At 53.3% G+C, this 16309-nt stretch carries 10 protein-coding genes, 6 tRNA genes and 3 rRNA genes; 1 reads left to right on the plus strand and 18 read right to left on the minus strand.

From position 1 onward, the window contains the following. Window positions 1-108: 108 nt before the first annotated feature. The 7 genes from nusG to IB144_RS24925 form a co-directional block, all read right to left on the minus strand. Window positions 109-654 carry a transcription termination/antitermination protein NusG gene (gene nusG / locus IB144_RS24895; RefSeq protein ID WP_001287521.1) on the minus strand — a complete coding sequence of 182 codons (546 nt, stop codon included), beginning with the start codon at window positions 652-654 and terminating at the stop codon, window positions 109-111. A gap of 1 nt (window position 655) precedes the next feature. Then, window positions 656-1039 (minus strand): preprotein translocase subunit SecE, encoded by a 384-nt coding sequence (gene secE / locus IB144_RS24900; protein ID WP_002883772.1) that lies wholly within the window; start codon window positions 1037-1039, stop codon window positions 656-658. A gap of 336 nt (window positions 1040-1375) precedes the next feature. Then, window positions 1376-2560, minus strand: a complete 1185-nt coding sequence (tuf, locus tag IB144_RS24905) for an elongation factor Tu (RefSeq protein WP_004174069.1) — start codon at window positions 2558-2560, stop codon at window positions 1376-1378. Between the two features lie 115 nt (window positions 2561-2675). Next, window positions 2676-2751 (minus strand) — tRNA-Thr (locus IB144_RS24910). 5 nt (window positions 2752-2756) lie between these two features. Beyond that, a tRNA-Gly gene (locus tag IB144_RS24915) sits at window positions 2757-2831 on the minus strand. Window positions 2832-2946: 115 nt separating this feature from the next. Next, a tRNA-Tyr gene (locus IB144_RS24920) sits at window positions 2947-3031 on the minus strand. Between the two features lie 10 nt (window positions 3032-3041). Beyond that, window positions 3042-3117, minus strand: a tRNA-Thr gene (locus IB144_RS24925). Between the two features lie 428 nt (window positions 3118-3545). Here IB144_RS24925 and coaA point away from each other — a divergent pair. Continuing rightward, on the plus strand, window positions 3546-4496 hold the full coding sequence (gene coaA, locus IB144_RS24930) for a type I pantothenate kinase (RefSeq protein ID WP_002883524.1): 951 nt from the start codon (window positions 3546-3548) through the stop codon (window positions 4494-4496). Between the two features lie 25 nt (window positions 4497-4521). Here the strand turns inward: coaA and birA are convergent, their stop codons facing one another. The 11 genes from birA to pepQ all read right to left on the minus strand — a co-directional run bounded on the left by birA (window position 4522) and on the right by pepQ (window position 16306). Beyond that, the gene (gene birA, locus IB144_RS24935; protein ID WP_002883521.1) at window positions 4522-5484 is read right to left on the minus strand and encodes a bifunctional biotin--[acetyl-CoA-carboxylase] ligase/biotin operon repressor BirA; all 963 of its coding nucleotides are present in this window, start codon (window positions 5482-5484) and stop codon (window positions 4522-4524) included. Next, the gene (gene murB / locus IB144_RS24940) at window positions 5481-6509 is read right to left on the minus strand and encodes a UDP-N-acetylmuramate dehydrogenase (protein WP_032418214.1); all 1029 of its coding nucleotides are present in this window, start codon (window positions 6507-6509) and stop codon (window positions 5481-5483) included. The genes birA and murB overlap by 4 nt, the downstream gene beginning before the upstream one ends. Before the next feature lie 249 nt (window positions 6510-6758). Further along, window positions 6759-6874 (minus strand): 5S ribosomal RNA (rrf, locus tag IB144_RS24945). 195 nt (window positions 6875-7069) lie between these two features. After that, window positions 7070-9971, minus strand: a 23S ribosomal RNA gene (locus IB144_RS24950). 169 nt (window positions 9972-10140) lie between these two features. Beyond that, window positions 10141-10216, minus strand: a tRNA-Ala gene (locus IB144_RS24955). 36 nt (window positions 10217-10252) lie between these two features. Next, window positions 10253-10329: transfer RNA gene (locus IB144_RS24960), tRNA-Ile, on the minus strand. 69 nt (window positions 10330-10398) lie between these two features. Further along, a 16S ribosomal RNA gene (locus tag IB144_RS24965) occupies window positions 10399-11938 on the minus strand. The 16S, 23S and 5S rRNA genes sit together here with 2 tRNA genes alongside, the layout of an rRNA operon. A gap of 387 nt (window positions 11939-12325) precedes the next feature. Beyond that, entirely contained in the window at window positions 12326-12859 is a 534-nt protein-coding gene (gene hemG / locus IB144_RS24970) for a menaquinone-dependent protoporphyrinogen IX dehydrogenase (protein ID WP_002883453.1), read from the minus strand. 11 nt (window positions 12860-12870) lie between these two features. Then, entirely contained in the window at window positions 12871-14322 is a 1452-nt protein-coding gene (gene trkH, locus IB144_RS24975; RefSeq protein ID WP_002883450.1) for a Trk system potassium transporter TrkH, read from the minus strand. A gap of 38 nt (window positions 14323-14360) precedes the next feature. Then, window positions 14361-14975 (minus strand): IMPACT family protein, encoded by a 615-nt coding sequence (locus tag IB144_RS24980; protein ID WP_032418215.1) that lies wholly within the window; start codon window positions 14973-14975, stop codon window positions 14361-14363. After that, complete coding sequence (gene pepQ / locus IB144_RS24985) at window positions 14975-16306, minus strand: Xaa-Pro dipeptidase (RefSeq protein WP_004152060.1); 1332 nt, start codon at window positions 16304-16306, stop codon at window positions 14975-14977. The genes IB144_RS24980 and pepQ overlap by 1 nt, the downstream gene beginning before the upstream one ends. Window positions 16307-16309 lie beyond the last annotated feature (3 nt).

Below are 16309 nucleotides of genomic sequence, written 5' to 3' on the forward strand. Positions count from 1 at the left end.
ATTAAACATCGTTTTACGGGCCGGGCCCATAAAAACAAAAGGCGCGAAATTGTATGCCAATTTCGCGCCCTATGCAACGATTAAATCGCTGCTTTTTTGATCGCCGGCTTACGCCTTCTCAACCTGGCTGAAGTCCAGTTCTACCGGGGTCGCACGACCGAAGATAGAAACGGAAACTTTCAGGCGGGACTTCTCATAGTCCACTTCTTCCACCACGCCGTTAAAGTCAGCGAACGGACCGTCGTTAACGCGAACCATTTCACCCGGTTCAAACAGCGTTTTCGGACGCGGCTTATCGCCAACCTGCTGCAGACGATTCATGATGGCGTCGACTTCTTTGTCGCTGATCGGCGCCGGACGGTCAGAGGTGCCGCCGATGAAGCCCATCACGCGCGGTACGCTGCGCACCAGGTGCCAGCTTGCGTCGTTCATGACCATCTGAACCAGGACATAGCCCGGGAAGAATTTACGTTCGCTTTTACGACGCTGGCCGCCACGGATCTCAACCACTTCTTCGGTCGGGACCATGACTTCGCCAAATAACTCTTCCATGTTGTGTAATTTGATATGTTCACGCAGCGACGTGGCTACGCGACCTTCAAAACCGGAAAACGCCTGAACGACGTACCAGCGCTTTTTAGGAGCTTCAGACATCTCAGAACCTCAGGCCAGTGATAAAGGAGACCAGGCGAACCAGAATACCATCCAGTCCCCACAGGATCAGTGACATTACTGCAGTCACGGCAGCAACAATCAGCGTAGTATGCAGCGTTTCCTGGCGAGTCGGCCAAATCACTTTACGAACTTCGGTTCTCGCTTCGCGAGCAAAAGCAACGGTCGCCTTACCTTTCGTCGTCAACAGCGCGACGCCACCGGCAGCAGCAATAAGAATAACCACGGCCAGCGCACGCACCGCCAGCATAATGTCACGATAAAGGAAGTTGCCCACGATCGCCACGATCAGCAGCACGGCAACGATAATCCACTTCATCGCTTCCAGGCCGCGCCCGCTCCCTTGAGCTTCGGTATTCGCACTCATAAACCAACCTGTCAGAAGTATTCTACAAACAATTTCACCCCGCGGGGGCGAGGCGATCCAAACCGAAATTAAGTTTCGGATTATACACTTAACTATTCAAATTGCTTCAATGTTGACGGTGGTGTCACCCCTGCCCTGCTGTTGCAAAGAAGGAGTTGATTAGCCGTCGCCCTGAGGCTCGAATGGTTTGGTGTATAAACGCCCTCTTCAGAGCCTGTCTCAGCAATGATTATGACAAATAAAATCACTGATGAGCCAGGTTCTGGTGTGAAAGCGTGCAAAAAGGGCATCAAATGATGCCCTTTTATTGCGCATTGCGTCAAATGTTATCAGCGATTAGCCGAGAACTTTAGCAACCACGCCCGCGCCAACGGTACGACCGCCTTCACGGATTGCGAAACGCAGACCGTCGTCCATCGCGATCGGGTGGATCAGGGTAACAACCATTTTGATGTTGTCGCCCGGCATTACCATCTCTACGCCTTCCGGCAGTTCGATGGTGCCAGTCACGTCAGTAGTACGGAAGTAGAACTGCGGACGGTAGCCTTTGAAGAACGGAGTATGACGGCCGCCTTCATCTTTGGACAGGATGTACACTTCAGATTCGAACTTGGTGTGCGGGTTGATGGTGCCCGGCTTAGCCAGTACCTGACCACGTTCGATTTCTTCACGTTTGATACCACGCAGCAGAACACCTACGTTCTCACCAGCACGGCCTTCGTCCAGCAGTTTGCGGAACATTTCAACGCCAGTACAGGTGGTTTTCGCGGTTTCTTTGATACCAACGATTTCAACTTCTTCACCTACTTTGATGATACCGCGCTCTACACGACCGGTAACAACGGTACCACGACCGGAGATGGAGAATACGTCTTCGATCGGCAGCAGGAACGGCTTGTCAATCGCACGCTCTGGTTCCGGGATATAGGTATCCAGGTGGCCAGCCAGTTCGATGATTTTCGCTTCCCACTCTGCGTCGCCTTCCAGCGCTTTCAGAGCAGAACCACGAACGATCGGGGTGTCGTCGCCCGGGAAATCGTACTGAGACAGCAGTTCACGAACTTCCATCTCAACCAGTTCCAGCAGCTCTTCGTCATCAACCATGTCGCATTTGTTCAGGAACACGATGATGTACGGAACGCCTACCTGACGACCCAGCAGGATGTGCTCACGAGTCTGCGGCATCGGGCCGTCAGTCGCAGCAACAACCAGGATCGCGCCGTCCATCTGCGCAGCACCGGTGATCATGTTTTTAACATAGTCGGCGTGGCCCGGGCAGTCTACGTGCGCGTAGTGGCGAGTCGGGGTGTCATATTCAACGTGAGAGGTGTTGATGGTGATACCACGAGCTTTTTCTTCCGGCGCGTTATCGATCTGGTCGAATGCGCGAGCGGAACCACCGTAGGTTTTAGCCAGTACGGTAGTGATGGCAGCGGTCAGCGTTGTTTTACCATGGTCAACGTGGCCGATAGTACCGACGTTAACGTGCGGTTTTGTACGTTCAAACTTTTCTTTAGACATCGATTGTCCCTCTAAGACACGGATAAATCGGTGATATCACCACATCAACCAGGCAACATGCCCGACTTGTTGAATGAACATAACAGAAGAGAAACAGGGAAGGAGAGAAAAGAAGTGGTGCTGATACCCAGAGTCGAACTGGGGACCTCACCCTTACCAAGGGTGCGCTCTACCAACTGAGCCATATCAGCACGTCTGGAGCGGGCAGCGGGAATCGAACCCGCATCATCAGCTTGGAAGGCTGAGGTAATAGCCATTATACGATGCCCGCATCCTGAAACTCGGCTACCCAGTTCTTTCTGTAATACTAAAGAGACTGCTCTCTTTAGTATTGAGCTGATTAGTTTACCCAACCAACTCCGGCTCCGCAAAGCGTCGCCAGAAAGTGGTGGTGGGGGAAGGATTCGAACCTTCGAAGTCGATGACGGCAGATTTACAGTCTGCTCCCTTTGGCCGCTCGGGAACCCCACCCAAATTGTTATGGTGCCGACTACCGGAATCGAACTGGTGACCTACTGATTACAAGTCAGTTGCTCTACCTACTGAGCTAAGTCGGCATCAAGTAGCGCGCATTCTAGGGAGAGGAGCGAGTTCATGCAACTAAAAATTTGCATAAAACGTTCTCTTGCTCACATTTTGTGCTCTCACGCGAAAAAACGGTGTAATTTCAAGCAGCGGAGTGCAAATATTCGCCAACAATTCGGCTCTTCAGGCGCTGTCCGATCATCTCCGGTTACCTCTATCGCATGCTGACCGCTGACGGAAAGGATTCAGGCCGCTAGCCTAGCCTGTTAGCAAAGGCCATGCTTTGCAAAGAATAAGAAACTTATTCTTCTCTTGTGATGCTGGCGCGAGAAAGCAGCATTCAATGAGTTTTTTTCTTATTATTCCCGGCAATCTGGTGTTACCCTCCTGCCCATTGTCCTGATTAACTCGTGTGAAGCATCACCGTTTCAAGGTATTCGGTGATAGTAAGAACATGCTTATGAGCCAAAAAGAGCAGACGTTAATGACACCGTACCTACAATTTAACCGCCACCAATGGGCTGCACTTCGTGATTCTGTCCCGATGACGTTAACCGAGGAAGAAATCACGCGGTTAAAAGGCATCAACGAAGATCTCTCTCTGGAAGAGGTTGCCGAGATCTATTTGCCGCTGTCGCGTTTGCTCAACTTCTATATCAGTTCTAACCTGCGTCGCCAGGCTGTTCTCGAACAATTTCTTGGCACCAATGGTCAGCGAATTCCCTATATTATCAGTATCGCTGGCAGCGTTGCGGTAGGAAAAAGCACCACCGCCCGCGTTCTGCAAGCTTTGCTTAGTCGTTGGCCGGAGCATCGCCATGTCGAACTCATTACCACCGACGGTTTTTTGCACCCTAACTCGGTTTTAAAAGAACGTGGGTTAATGAAGAAAAAAGGCTTTCCGCAGTCCTATGATATGCATCGCCTGGTGAAGTTTGTCTCCGATCTCAAATCAGGGGTACCGCAGGCAACCGCGCCGGTTTATTCCCATCTGATTTATGATGTTATTCCCAATGGTGACAAAACCGTCGCGCAACCGGATATTTTAATTCTTGAAGGGCTGAATGTTCTGCAAAGTGGAATGGATTATCCGCACGATCCCCATCATGTATTCGTTTCCGATTTTGTCGACTTTTCTATTTATGTCGATGCCCCGGAAGAATTATTGAAAAGCTGGTATATCAACCGCTTTCTTAAATTCCGGGAAGGGGCGTTTACCGATCCGGATTCCTATTTCCATAATTACGCTAAGCTCTCGAAGGAAGAAGCGGTAGATATTGCCACTTCGCTATGGAATGAAATCAACCTAATGAATCTTAAAGAAAATATCCTTCCAACTCGCGAGCGCGCCAGCCTGATCATGACTAAGAGCGCCAATCACTCAGTGAATCAGGTACGCTTACGTAAATAAAATAAGGGAGCCGAAGCTCCCTTTTTTATTCTGCACTGCGCAATGATATTTCACCACCCACCCAGGCTTTTATTACACCATCCTGCTCCAGCAATAGTGCGCCCTGGGCGTCAATGCCACGCGAAATGCCGTAAATTTCTTTATCACCGATAATCAGTTTCACCGGGCGATGAATAAAGTTATCCAGTTTTTCCCAGCGCGGTAGATAGGGAGCCAATCCTTCCTGCTCGAACAGCTCCAGTCCCAGGCGCAGCTCTTTAATCAGGCGCGCGGCGAGGAGGTTACGGTCGATGACCACCCCCGCTTCCTGAAGGCTGATCCACCCCTGATTGACGACATCAGACTCCACGCGACGCATCACAAGGTTGATACCCGCGCCGCTGACGATTTGTGCGGCATCGCCCGTTTTCCCCGTCAGTTCCACGAGGATCCCTGACAGCTTACGATCCTGCAGGTAAATATCGTTTGGCCATTTCACGCGAACCTGTTCGGCCCCGAGCTGCTGCAGAACTTCAGCGATCACAATACCGATCACCAGGCTTAGGCCAATAGCCGCTGCCGGGCCCTGCTCCAGACGCCAGTACATCGAGAGATAGAGATTCGCGCCAAAGGGCGAAAACCATTTTCTGCCTCGCCGGCCTCGCCCTGCTTGCTGATATTCAGCCACACAGGCATCTCCGGACGTCAGCTCATCAAGCCTGTCCAGCAAATACTGGTTAGTAGAGTCGATGACGGGAAGGACTGTCACTCGGCCATGGTCTATCTCTTGAGAAATCTTTTTCTCATCTAATAGATGAATAGGCTCCGGCAGGCTGTAACCCTTGCCCGGCACAGTAAACACATCGACGCCCCAGTCACGTAAGGTCTGGATGTGCTTATTAATCGCCGCCCGGCTCATGCCTAACTGCTCACCAAGCTGTTCGCCAGAGTGAAACTCGCCATCAGCAAGGATAGAAATTAGCGTTAAAGGGATAGTATGGTCTTTCACGCAATGCTCTCCTCTGCGTTGACTTCACCATGCGTGCCAATGAAGCGCACCTCGGGCTGAAGCCATACATCGAATTTCGCACCCACCCGCTGGCGAACATAATGAGCAAGTTTTACCACATCCTCGCTGGTCGCTCGATCTTCATTAATCAGTACCAGCGCCTGCTGTCGATGGACGGCCGCGCCGCCGATGCGTTGTCCTTTGAGCTCACATTGATCGATTAGCCAGCCAGCGGCCAGCTTGACGCTGCCATTTGCCTGCGGATAGTGCGGTGCATGAGGGAACTGCGCCAGCAGCGCTTCCGCAACCTGAGCGCTGACGATCGGGTTCTTAAAAAAGCTGCCGGCATTACCGCTAATCTTTGGATCCGGCAATTTAGTCATTCGCATATGACAGACCGCATCAAATACCTGCTGCGGCGTGACGGTCTGCGGATCGAGACGCGTTAAATCACCGTAACTCAGTACAGGCTGCCATGTTTTCGCTAACGATAAGCCAATCGCGACGATGGCATAGCGGTCCTGATATTCATGTTTGAAGATACTGTCGCGATAGCCAAAACGGCATTCCGCGGCTGAAAGACGTTGCTTACGCCCGGTTTCCAGCTCAATGCAGTCAACATATTCGCAAACCCGCTGTAGCTCAACGCCGTAGGCGCCAATATTCTGGATCGGAGAAGATCCTGCGCAGCCAGGGATTAACGCCAGATTTTCCAGACCTGGCATCGCATGCTGTAGCGTGAACTGCACCAACTGATGCCAGTTTTCGCCGGCGCCGACGTGCAAGCGCCAGGCTTCCGGCGTTTCGCTCACCTCGATCCCCATAATCCGGTTGAGGATCACCGTACCGGCATAGTCGTTCAGAAACAGGACATTACTGCCTTCCCCAAGGATCAGCGAGGGTTCGCCTGCCGCGGCAGCGGTTTGCCAGGCGCTTAGCAACTGTTGCTCAGTTTCGGCGCGTACTATCGTCTTGGCGAAGCGTTCAATGCCAAAGGTATTCCAGGGTTTGAGGGAGTGGTTCATAGTAGCTTCCTGATGCAAAATCGGCGTTAGTTTATCGTATCTGGCGGGGGAAGGCTTGTCTGATTACAGGGGCAATGATATTGCGGGGCGTTACCGGTGGTGATGTGGTGTACCGGTGCGGGCTACAGAACGCGACAGGCCCGTAGCCCCGGTAAGCGCAGCGCCACCGGGGAGACATACCGGCACGCTGGCCGGACGACAGAAACGCAAAAAGCCCATCCGACAGGATGGGCTCTTCACTTATTTGATGCCTGGCAGTTCCCTACTCTCACATGGGGAGACCCCACACTACCATCGGCGCTACGGCGTTTCACTTCTGAGTTCGGCATGGGGTCAGGTGGGACCACCGCGCTAGTGCCGCCAGGCAAATTCTTTGTGCTCAGTACGCAATTCTTTATCGCATCAGCTGCGTTGCCTGCGCTCGTAAAGTCAGTCACATACTTCAGTATGCTCCTTCCTTTCCGTCGCTTGTCGCCTTGCTGCTGCGCAAATTATTGCGTACTCAACTCTGAATCTAAGCTGAAAATTCTCTCAAATCGCCAAAACATCTTCGGCGTTGTAAGGTTAAGCCTCACGGTTCATTAGTACCGGTTAGCTCAACGCATCGCTGCGCTTACACACCCGGCCTATCAACGTCGTCGTCTTCAACGTTCCTTCAGGAGACTTAAAGTCTCAGGGAGAACTCATCTCGGGGCAAGTTTCGTGCTTAGATGCTTTCAGCACTTATCTCTTCCGCATTTAGCTACCGGGCAGTGCCATTGGCATGACAACCCGAACACCAGTGATGCGTCCACTCCGGTCCTCTCGTACTAGGAGCAGCCCCCCTCAATTCTCCAGCGCCCACGGCAGATAGGGACCGAACTGTCTCACGACGTTCTAAACCCAGCTCGCGTACCACTTTAAATGGCGAACAGCCATACCCTTGGGACCTACTTCAGCCCCAGGATGTGATGAGCCGACATCGAGGTGCCAAACACCGCCGTCGATATGAACTCTTGGGCGGTATCAGCCTGTTATCCCCGGAGTACCTTTTATCCGTTGAGCGATGGCCCTTCCATTCAGAACCACCGGATCACTATGACCTGCTTTCGCACCTGCTCGCGCCGTCACGCTCGCAGTCAAGCTAGCTTATGCCATTGCACTAACCTCCTGATGTCCGACCAGGATTAGCTAACCTTCGTGCTCCTCCGTTACGCTTTGGGAGGAGACCGCCCCAGTCAAACTACCCACCAGACACTGTCCGCAACCCCGGTCAGGGGCCAACGTTAGAACATCAAACATTAAAGGGTGGTATTTCAAGGTTGGCTCCACGCAGACTGGCGTCCACGCTTCAAAGCCTCCCACCTATCCTACACATCAAGGCTCAATGTTCAGTGTCAAGCTATAGTAAAGGTTCACGGGGTCTTTCCGTCTTGCCGCGGGTACACTGCATCTTCACAGCGAGTTCAATTTCACTGAGTCTCGGGTGGAGACAGCCTGGCCATCATTACGCCATTCGTGCAGGTCGGAACTTACCCGACAAGGAATTTCGCTACCTTAGGACCGTTATAGTTACGGCCGCCGTTTACCGGGGCTTCGATCAAGAGCTTCTCCTTACGGATAACCCCATCAATTAACCTTCCGGCACCGGGCAGGCGTCACACCGTATACGTCCACTTTCGTGTTTGCACAGTGCTGTGTTTTTAATAAACAGTTGCAGCCAGCTGGTATCTTCGACTGGTCTCAGCTCCATCCGCAGGGACTTCACCTACACACCAGCGTGCCTTCTCCCGAAGTTACGGCACCATTTTGCCTAGTTCCTTCACCCGAGTTCTCTCAAGCGCCTTGGTATTCTCTACCTGACCACCTGTGTCGGTTTGGGGTACGATTTGATGTTACCTGATGCTTAGAGGCTTTTCCTGGAAGCAGGGCATTTGTTACTTCAGCACCGTAGTGCCTCGTCATCACACCTCAGCCTTGATTATCCGGATTTGCCTGGATAACCAGCCTACATGCTTAAACCGGGACAACCGTCGCCCGGCTAACATAGCCTTCTCCGTCCCCCCTTCGCAGTAACACCAAGTACAGGAATATTAACCTGTTTCCCATCGACTACGCCTTTCGGCCTCGCCTTAGGGGTCGACTCACCCTGCCCCGATTAACGTTGGACAGGAACCCTTGGTCTTCCGGCGAGCGGGCTTTTCACCCGCTTTATCGTTACTTATGTCAGCATTCGCACTTCTGATACCTCCAGCATGCCTCACAGCACACCTTCGCAGGCTTACAGAACGCTCCCCTACCCAACAACACATCGTGTCGCTGCCGCAGCTTCGGTGCATGGTTTAGCCCCGTTACATCTTCCGCGCAGGCCGACTCGACCAGTGAGCTATTACGCTTTCTTTAAATGATGGCTGCTTCTAAGCCAACATCCTGGCTGTCTGTGCCTTCCCACATCGTTTCCCACTTAACCATGACTTTGGGACCTTAGCTGGCGGTCTGGGTTGTTTCCCTCTTCACGACGGACGTTAGCACCCGCCGTGTGTCTCCCGTGATAACATTCTTCGGTATTCGTAGTTTGCATCGGGTTGGTAAGTCGGGATGACCCCCTAGCCGAAACAGTGCTCTACCCCCGAAGATGAATTCACGAGGCGCTACCTAAATAGCTTTCGGGGAGAACCAGCTATCTCCCGGTTTGATTGGCCTTTCACCCCCAGCCACAAGTCATCCGCTAATTTTTCAACATTAGTCGGTTCGGTCCTCCAGTTAGTGTTACCCAACCTTCAACCTGCCCATGGCTAGATCACCGGGTTTCGGGTCTATACCCTGCAACTTAACGCCCAGTTAAGACTCGGTTTCCCTGCGGCTCCCCTATACGGTTAACCTTGCTACAGAATATAAGTCGCTGACCCATTATACAAAAGGTACGCAGTCACACCCGAAGGTGCTCCCACTGCTTGTACGTACACGGTTTCAGGTTCTTTTTCACTCCCCTCGCCGGGGTTCTTTTCGCCTTTCCCTCACGGTACTGGTTCACTATCGGTCAGTCAGGAGTATTTAGCCTTGGAGGATGGTCCCCCCATATTCAGACAGGATACCACGTGTCCCGCCCTACTCTTCGAGTTCACAACCTGTGCATTTTGGTGTACGGGACTATCACCCTGTACCGTCGGACTTTCCAGACCGTTCCACTAACACACAAGCTGATTCAGACTCTGGGCTGCTCCCCGTTCGCTCGCCGCTACTGGGGGAATCTCGGTTGATTTCTTTTCCTCGGGGTACTTAGATGTTTCAGTTCCCCCGGTTCGCCTCGTTAACCTATGTATTCAGTTAACGATAGTGTGACGAATCACACTGGGTTTCCCCATTCGGACATCGCCGGTTATAACGGTTCATATCACCTTACCGACGCTTTTCGCAGATTAGCACGTCCTTCATCGCCTCTGACTGCCAGGGCATCCACCGTGTACGCTTAGTCGCTTAACCTCACAACCCGAAGATGTTTCACTTCTGATTGCGAAAATTTGAGAGACTCGAACACACATTAACTGTGTGTCGTTTCAATTTTCAGCTTGATCCAGATTTTTAAAGAGCAAAACTTCGCAGTGCACCTTTTCAGGTTCACTCTGAAGTTTTCTTGTGTTCGCAGTAAAGATGGTGGAGCTATGCGGGATCGAACCGCAGACCTCCTGCGTGCAAAGCAGGCGCTCTCCCAGCTGAGCTATAGCCCCATCGTTTGAAACCTCTTCAAATTTGCTTCGCAAATTTGGTAGGCCTGAGTGGACTTGAACCACCGACCTCACCCTTATCAGGGGTGCGCTCTAACCACCTGAGCTACAAGCCTGTAGAGGTTTTTACTGCTGTTTTTCATCAGACAATCTGTGTGAGCACTGCAAAGGCAGGTTCTTTAAGGTAAGGAGGTGATCCAACCGCAGGTTCCCCTACGGTTACCTTGTTACGACTTCACCCCAGTCATGAATCACAAAGTGGTAAGCGCCCTCCCGAAGGTTAAGCTACCTACTTCTTTTGCAACCCACTCCCATGGTGTGACGGGCGGTGTGTACAAGGCCCGGGAACGTATTCACCGTAGCATTCTGATCTACGATTACTAGCGATTCCGACTTCATGGAGTCGAGTTGCAGACTCCAATCCGGACTACGACATACTTTATGAGGTCCGCTTGCTCTCGCGAGGTCGCTTCTCTTTGTATATGCCATTGTAGCACGTGTGTAGCCCTGGTCGTAAGGGCCATGATGACTTGACGTCATCCCCACCTTCCTCCAGTTTATCACTGGCAGTCTCCTTTGAGTTCCCGGCCGAACCGCTGGCAACAAAGGATAAGGGTTGCGCTCGTTGCGGGACTTAACCCAACATTTCACAACACGAGCTGACGACAGCCATGCAGCACCTGTCTCACAGTTCCCGAAGGCACCAATCCATCTCTGGAAAGTTCTGTGGATGTCAAGACCAGGTAAGGTTCTTCGCGTTGCATCGAATTAAACCACATGCTCCACCGCTTGTGCGGGCCCCCGTCAATTCATTTGAGTTTTAACCTTGCGGCCGTACTCCCCAGGCGGTCGATTTAACGCGTTAGCTCCGGAAGCCACGCCTCAAGGGCACAACCTCCAAATCGACATCGTTTACGGCGTGGACTACCAGGGTATCTAATCCTGTTTGCTCCCCACGCTTTCGCACCTGAGCGTCAGTCTTTGTCCAGGGGGCCGCCTTCGCCACCGGTATTCCTCCAGATCTCTACGCATTTCACCGCTACACCTGGAATTCTACCCCCCTCTACAAGACTCTAGCCTGCCAGTTTCGAATGCAGTTCCCAGGTTGAGCCCGGGGATTTCACATCCGACTTGACAGACCGCCTGCGTGCGCTTTACGCCCAGTAATTCCGATTAACGCTTGCACCCTCCGTATTACCGCGGCTGCTGGCACGGAGTTAGCCGGTGCTTCTTCTGCGGGTAACGTCAATCGACAAGGTTATTAACCTTATCGCCTTCCTCCCCGCTGAAAGTGCTTTACAACCCGAAGGCCTTCTTCACACACGCGGCATGGCTGCATCAGGCTTGCGCCCATTGTGCAATATTCCCCACTGCTGCCTCCCGTAGGAGTCTGGACCGTGTCTCAGTTCCAGTGTGGCTGGTCATCCTCTCAGACCAGCTAGGGATCGTCGCCTAGGTGAGCCGTTACCCCACCTACTAGCTAATCCCATCTGGGCACATCTGATGGCATGAGGCCCGAAGGTCCCCCACTTTGGTCTTGCGACGTTATGCGGTATTAGCTACCGTTTCCAGTAGTTATCCCCCTCCATCAGGCAGTTTCCCAGACATTACTCACCCGTCCGCCGCTCGTCACCCGAGAGCAAGCTCTCTGTGCTACCGCTCGACTTGCATGTGTTAGGCCTGCCGCCAGCGTTCAATCTGAGCCATGATCAAACTCTTCAATTTAAGTTTGATGCTCAAAGAATTAAACTTCGTAATGAATTACGTGTTCACTCTTGAGACTTGGTATTCATTTTTCGTCCGAGGACGTTAAGAATCCATGTCACTTTGAGTGCCCACACAGATTGTCTGATAAATTGTTAAAGAGCAGTGCCGCTTCGTTTTCGCTGCGGCGCGGGGTGTGCATATTACGCCTTCCCGCTGCAGAGTCAAGCATTTATTTTTGCTTTTCTCTGCGAGGTTCTCACCGGAACCCCGCTGACCCGGCGGCTTGTTTGCCGTTGTTCCGTGTCAGTGGAGGCGCATTATAGGGAGTAATTCTGAGGTGACAAGGGGAAATGCAAAAAAACTTTTCGTTCGCTCGATTTTCCATCACAACGCGAGTTTTACGCGCTATTTGCGCGCCATTTGTGCGATTTCCCGAGCAAACCGGGATACCTGTTGCCAGTCGGTATAGACCACTTCTTTGCGGGTATCCGTTTCACCCCCGGTCATTTTCATAATCAGGCGGATCATAAACCGATCGTACCAGCTGTAGCGCGGGTAGCGCAGCGCGCCGGCAAATACCGCGCAGCTCTGCGGCTGCCACGGCGAGTTCAGCAGAAACTTACGCGTATAGCTGTTGGTCTGCGGCGTGCGCTTCTCGGGTTTACGCGCCACCAGGTTAACCGAAAAGAATGCCCCCGGCAGCGCCTGCAATGCTGCCAGATGCTTTTTCACAAAGCGGTCCACCGCCGGATGAAAGTGCCCGTAGCGAATCGACGCGCCAATGACCACCCGATCGTAGTGATGCCATTCGACGACATCGGTACGGTTCAGGTTCAGGGTGTCCGCATCGATGCCCAGCTCTTTAAGCTCAGAGGCGAGAAACGAAGCGATTTCACGGGTCTGCCCGTCGCGGGTGGAGAAGAGAATTAAAGTTTTCACGAGCACTCCTGTTATTCGCGCCAGAAAGTGGGGGTAAAGAGCACCAGTAAGGTGAACACTTCCAGACGACCAAACAGCATATTAGCAATCAGGATCCATTTCGCGACCGGGTTCATGGTGGCAAAGTTATCCGCGACGACGCCGAGCCCAGGCCCGAGGTTGTTCAATGTCGCCACCACGGAGGCGAAAGCAGAGAAGTCATCCACCCCGGTGGCGATAATCGCCAGCATACTAATGATAAAGACCAGCGCATAGGCGGAGAAGAATCCCCATACCGCTTCCAGAATACGTTCCGGCAGCGCGCGGTTACCTAATTTAATGCTATACACAGCATTCGGGTGCACCAGCCGCTTCAGCTCACGGTTGCCCTGCTTGAACAGCAACAAGATACGGATCACTTTTAATCCACCGCCCGTGGAGCCAGCGCAGCCGCCGATAAATGCGGAGCACAGCAACAGCACCGGAAGGAACAGCGGCCAGCGTGCAATGCTATCGGTGGTGAACCCCGCGGTGGTCGCCATCGACACCACCTGGAAAAACGCCTGGTTCAGCGTCGTCAACACCGAGCCGTACACGTTATGAAGCCATAGCACCAGCGTACAGACGATGACCAGCGTCAACTGGACGCCAATGAACATCCTAAATTCGGGGTCGCGCCAGTACACCTTCAGGCTGCGTCCGCTCAACAACGAAAAATGCAGACCGTAATTACAGCCGGAGATCAGCAGGAAGATGGCAATGATGGAGTTGATCATCGGGCTGTTGAAATAGCCGACGCTGGCATCGTGAGTCGAGAAACCGCCGATGGCGATGGTGGCGAAACTGTGCCCGATCGCATCGAACGCCGGCATACCGGCAAACCAGAGCGCCAATGCGCAGGCGATCGTGAGTAACACATAGATGAGCCACAATGTCTTCGCCGTCTCGGCAATACGCGGACGCATCTTGTTATCCTTCAGCGGGCCGGGCATTTCCGCGCGGTAGAGCTGCATCCCCCCGACGCCGAGGATAGGCAGAATCGCTACCGCCAGCACAATGATCCCCATGCCGCCGAACCACTGCAGCATCTGGCGATAAAAGAGGATAGCGTGCGGAAGCGAGTCCAGCCCCACCAGAGTGGTCGCCCCGGTCGTCGTCAGGCCGGAAAATGACTCGAAGAAGGCATCCGTCACCGTCAGGTTCGGCTGTTCGGAGAAGATAAAGGGCAAGGCCCCCACGCTCCCCAGCACGGTCCAGAACAGCACCACGATCAGAAACCCTTCACGAGATTTCAGTTCGCCTTTTTGCTTACGGTTCGGCCACCACAGCATGGAGCCGATCGCCAGAGCGACAAAGAAGGTTTGAGTGAAGGCCCGTCCCGCGCCATCGCGATATATCAGGGCCACTAATCCCGGGACGATCATCGTCCCCGAAAACAAGATGACCAGCAGTCCAACGATTCGGGTTATGGCGCGAAAATGCATCTCTGGCGCTTCCTTTGATAGGCAAAAAACAGAGGGGATTATTCGTTAATCTTCAGTAATTGCAATGAACCACGACTAAAATCAGCCAGTCTTGCTGAAAAAGCCGCCACTTCGGCCTGGGGAAGCGCCACGCGCAGCCGAACTGACGCCAGATATTCGCTTTCAACGACGTTTCCGGAGAATTGGGTGAGCAGCGCTTCGACGCCGGCCAGTTGCCCATACTCACACTGCAAAGTATATGCCGTTAACGGCGTCTTGCGCAGCGTCGTCAGCTGCGCCAGCGCCTGATGCACCCCGCCGCCATAGGCCTTAACCAGACCGCCGGTGCCCAGCAGGATACCACCGTAGTAACGCACGACGACAGCGGTTATCTCGCCGACGCCGCTTCCCATCAGCTGCGCCAGCATCGGTTTACCCGCCGTTCCCGCCGGTTCGCCATCGTCTGAAAACCCCAGCTGTTGCGAATCATCAGGCGGCCCCGCGACCCACGCCACGCAGTGGTGGCGGGCATCAGGGTGATCCGTTCTGACGGACTCGACAAAAGCTTTTGCCGCCGCCACGCCGTCGGTATGCGCCAACAGCGTGATAAAACGGCTTTTTTTAATCTCCTCAACGACGGTAACCGGCGCCGCCGGGATTAACCAGCTCTCCATCAGGCCAGCTTCAGATCGCGCGTCATATTTTCGATACTGTTTTCGTGAATCACCACGTTATCTTCGATACGGATCCCACCGAACGGCTTCATGGCGTCAATTTTTTGCCAGTTAAAGTGCTTGCTGAACGGGCCTTCACGCCACGGCGCCAGTAACGACTCGATGAAGTAGATGCCGGGTTCAATAGTTAACACCATCCGCGGCTCGATAATACGGGTGCAGCGCAGATACGGGTATTTCGACGGCGCCGCCAGATGCGTACCGGTGTCATCCTGCATAAAGCCAGCGACATCATGCACCTGCAGACCCAGCGGATGGCCAATCCCGTGCGGCATAAACGGCCCGGTCAGGTCATTCTCCACCATCGCCTCTTCGCTCATGTCGGTAACCAACTGGTGTTTACGCAACAGCTTCGCGATACGCTGATGGAACTGGATATGGTAATCAATGTAACTGGTACCGGCCTTCATGGTACTAATCAGCGCCTGCTGCTCATCGTTAACGTCTTTGATCAGATGGGCAAAGTCGTTATCGCCGTGCGCCGCCCAGGTGCGCGTCAGATCTGCGGCATAGCCGTTATATTCCGCACCGGCGTCGAGCAGGAAACTGCGCATCTCCGCCGGGGCACGATGGTCCAGTTTGGTGTAGTGCAGGACGGAGGCATGCTCATTCAGAGCGACAATATTGCTGTAAGGCACGTCGGTATCACGATGGCCGGTGGCGGTGAGATAGGCCTGGTTGATATCGAATTCGCTCATCCCCGACTGGAAAGCTTCGTAGGCCGCACGATGACCATTCACCGCCGACTTCTGCGCTTCACGCATGCAGGCCAGCTCGTAATCGGTTTTGTAAGCCCGGTAGTAATGCAGGTAGTCGATAACCCCTTTCGGGTTGATCTTATCCGCGGCGATACCCAGGCCCAGCGCGCGCTCAGGCACCGGGCCGATATAGCCAATATTACCGCGAGCGGCAGGCAGCTGGCTGCCGATGCCATCGGCCTTCGGTAGCGCGATCACGTCTATCTCTTCGGTCCAGAAAGAGGTTGGCAACGGCTCAACGTTATGCCAGTAATCTACCGGCAGATAGAACCACAGCTTCGGTTTATTCACACCGTCCACCAGCAGCCAGCAGTTAGGCACCTGAGTCACAGGCACCCAGGCTTTGAACTGCGGATTGACCTTGAACGGGTACGGATGGTCATCAAGGAAGACGTTAACCAGCTCGCCGGAGTGAATCAGCAGAGCATCCATTTGAAAACGGGCCAGGACGTCGCGGGTACGTTCTTGTAGGGTAACAATATGATTTTTATAGAGCGCGGCCAGGGATTCCATCTT

It is taken from the genome of Klebsiella sp. K4, from assembly GCF_014596785.2.
Classification (GTDB): domain Bacteria; phylum Pseudomonadota; class Gammaproteobacteria; order Enterobacterales; family Enterobacteriaceae; genus Klebsiella; species Klebsiella pneumoniae.

Bases quoted from the DNA above. Each gene is read 5' to 3' on its own strand.
- nusG (WP_001287521.1), bottom strand. From the start codon at position 654: ATGTCTGAAGCTCCTAAAAAGCGCTGGTACGTCGTTCAGGCGTTTTCC.
- secE (WP_002883772.1), bottom strand. From the start codon at position 1,039: ATGAGTGCGAATACCGAAGCTCAAGGGAGCGGGCGCGGCCTGGAAGCG.
- tuf (WP_004174069.1), bottom strand. From the start codon at position 2,560: ATGTCTAAAGAAAAGTTTGAACGTACAAAACCGCACGTTAACGTCGGT.
- coaA (WP_002883524.1), top strand. From the start codon at position 3,546: ATGAGCCAAAAAGAGCAGACGTTAATGACACCGTACCTACAATTTAAC.
- murB (WP_032418214.1), bottom strand. From the start codon at position 6,509: ATGAACCACTCCCTCAAACCCTGGAATACCTTTGGCATTGAACGCTTC.
- trkH (WP_002883450.1), bottom strand. From the start codon at position 14,322: ATGCATTTTCGCGCCATAACCCGAATCGTTGGACTGCTGGTCATCTTG.
- IB144_RS24980 (WP_032418215.1), bottom strand. From the start codon at position 14,975: ATGGAGAGCTGGTTAATCCCGGCGGCGCCGGTTACCGTCGTTGAGGAG.
- pepQ (WP_004152060.1), bottom strand. From the start codon at position 16,306: ATGGAATCCCTGGCCGCGCTCTATAAAAATCATATTGTTACCCTACAA.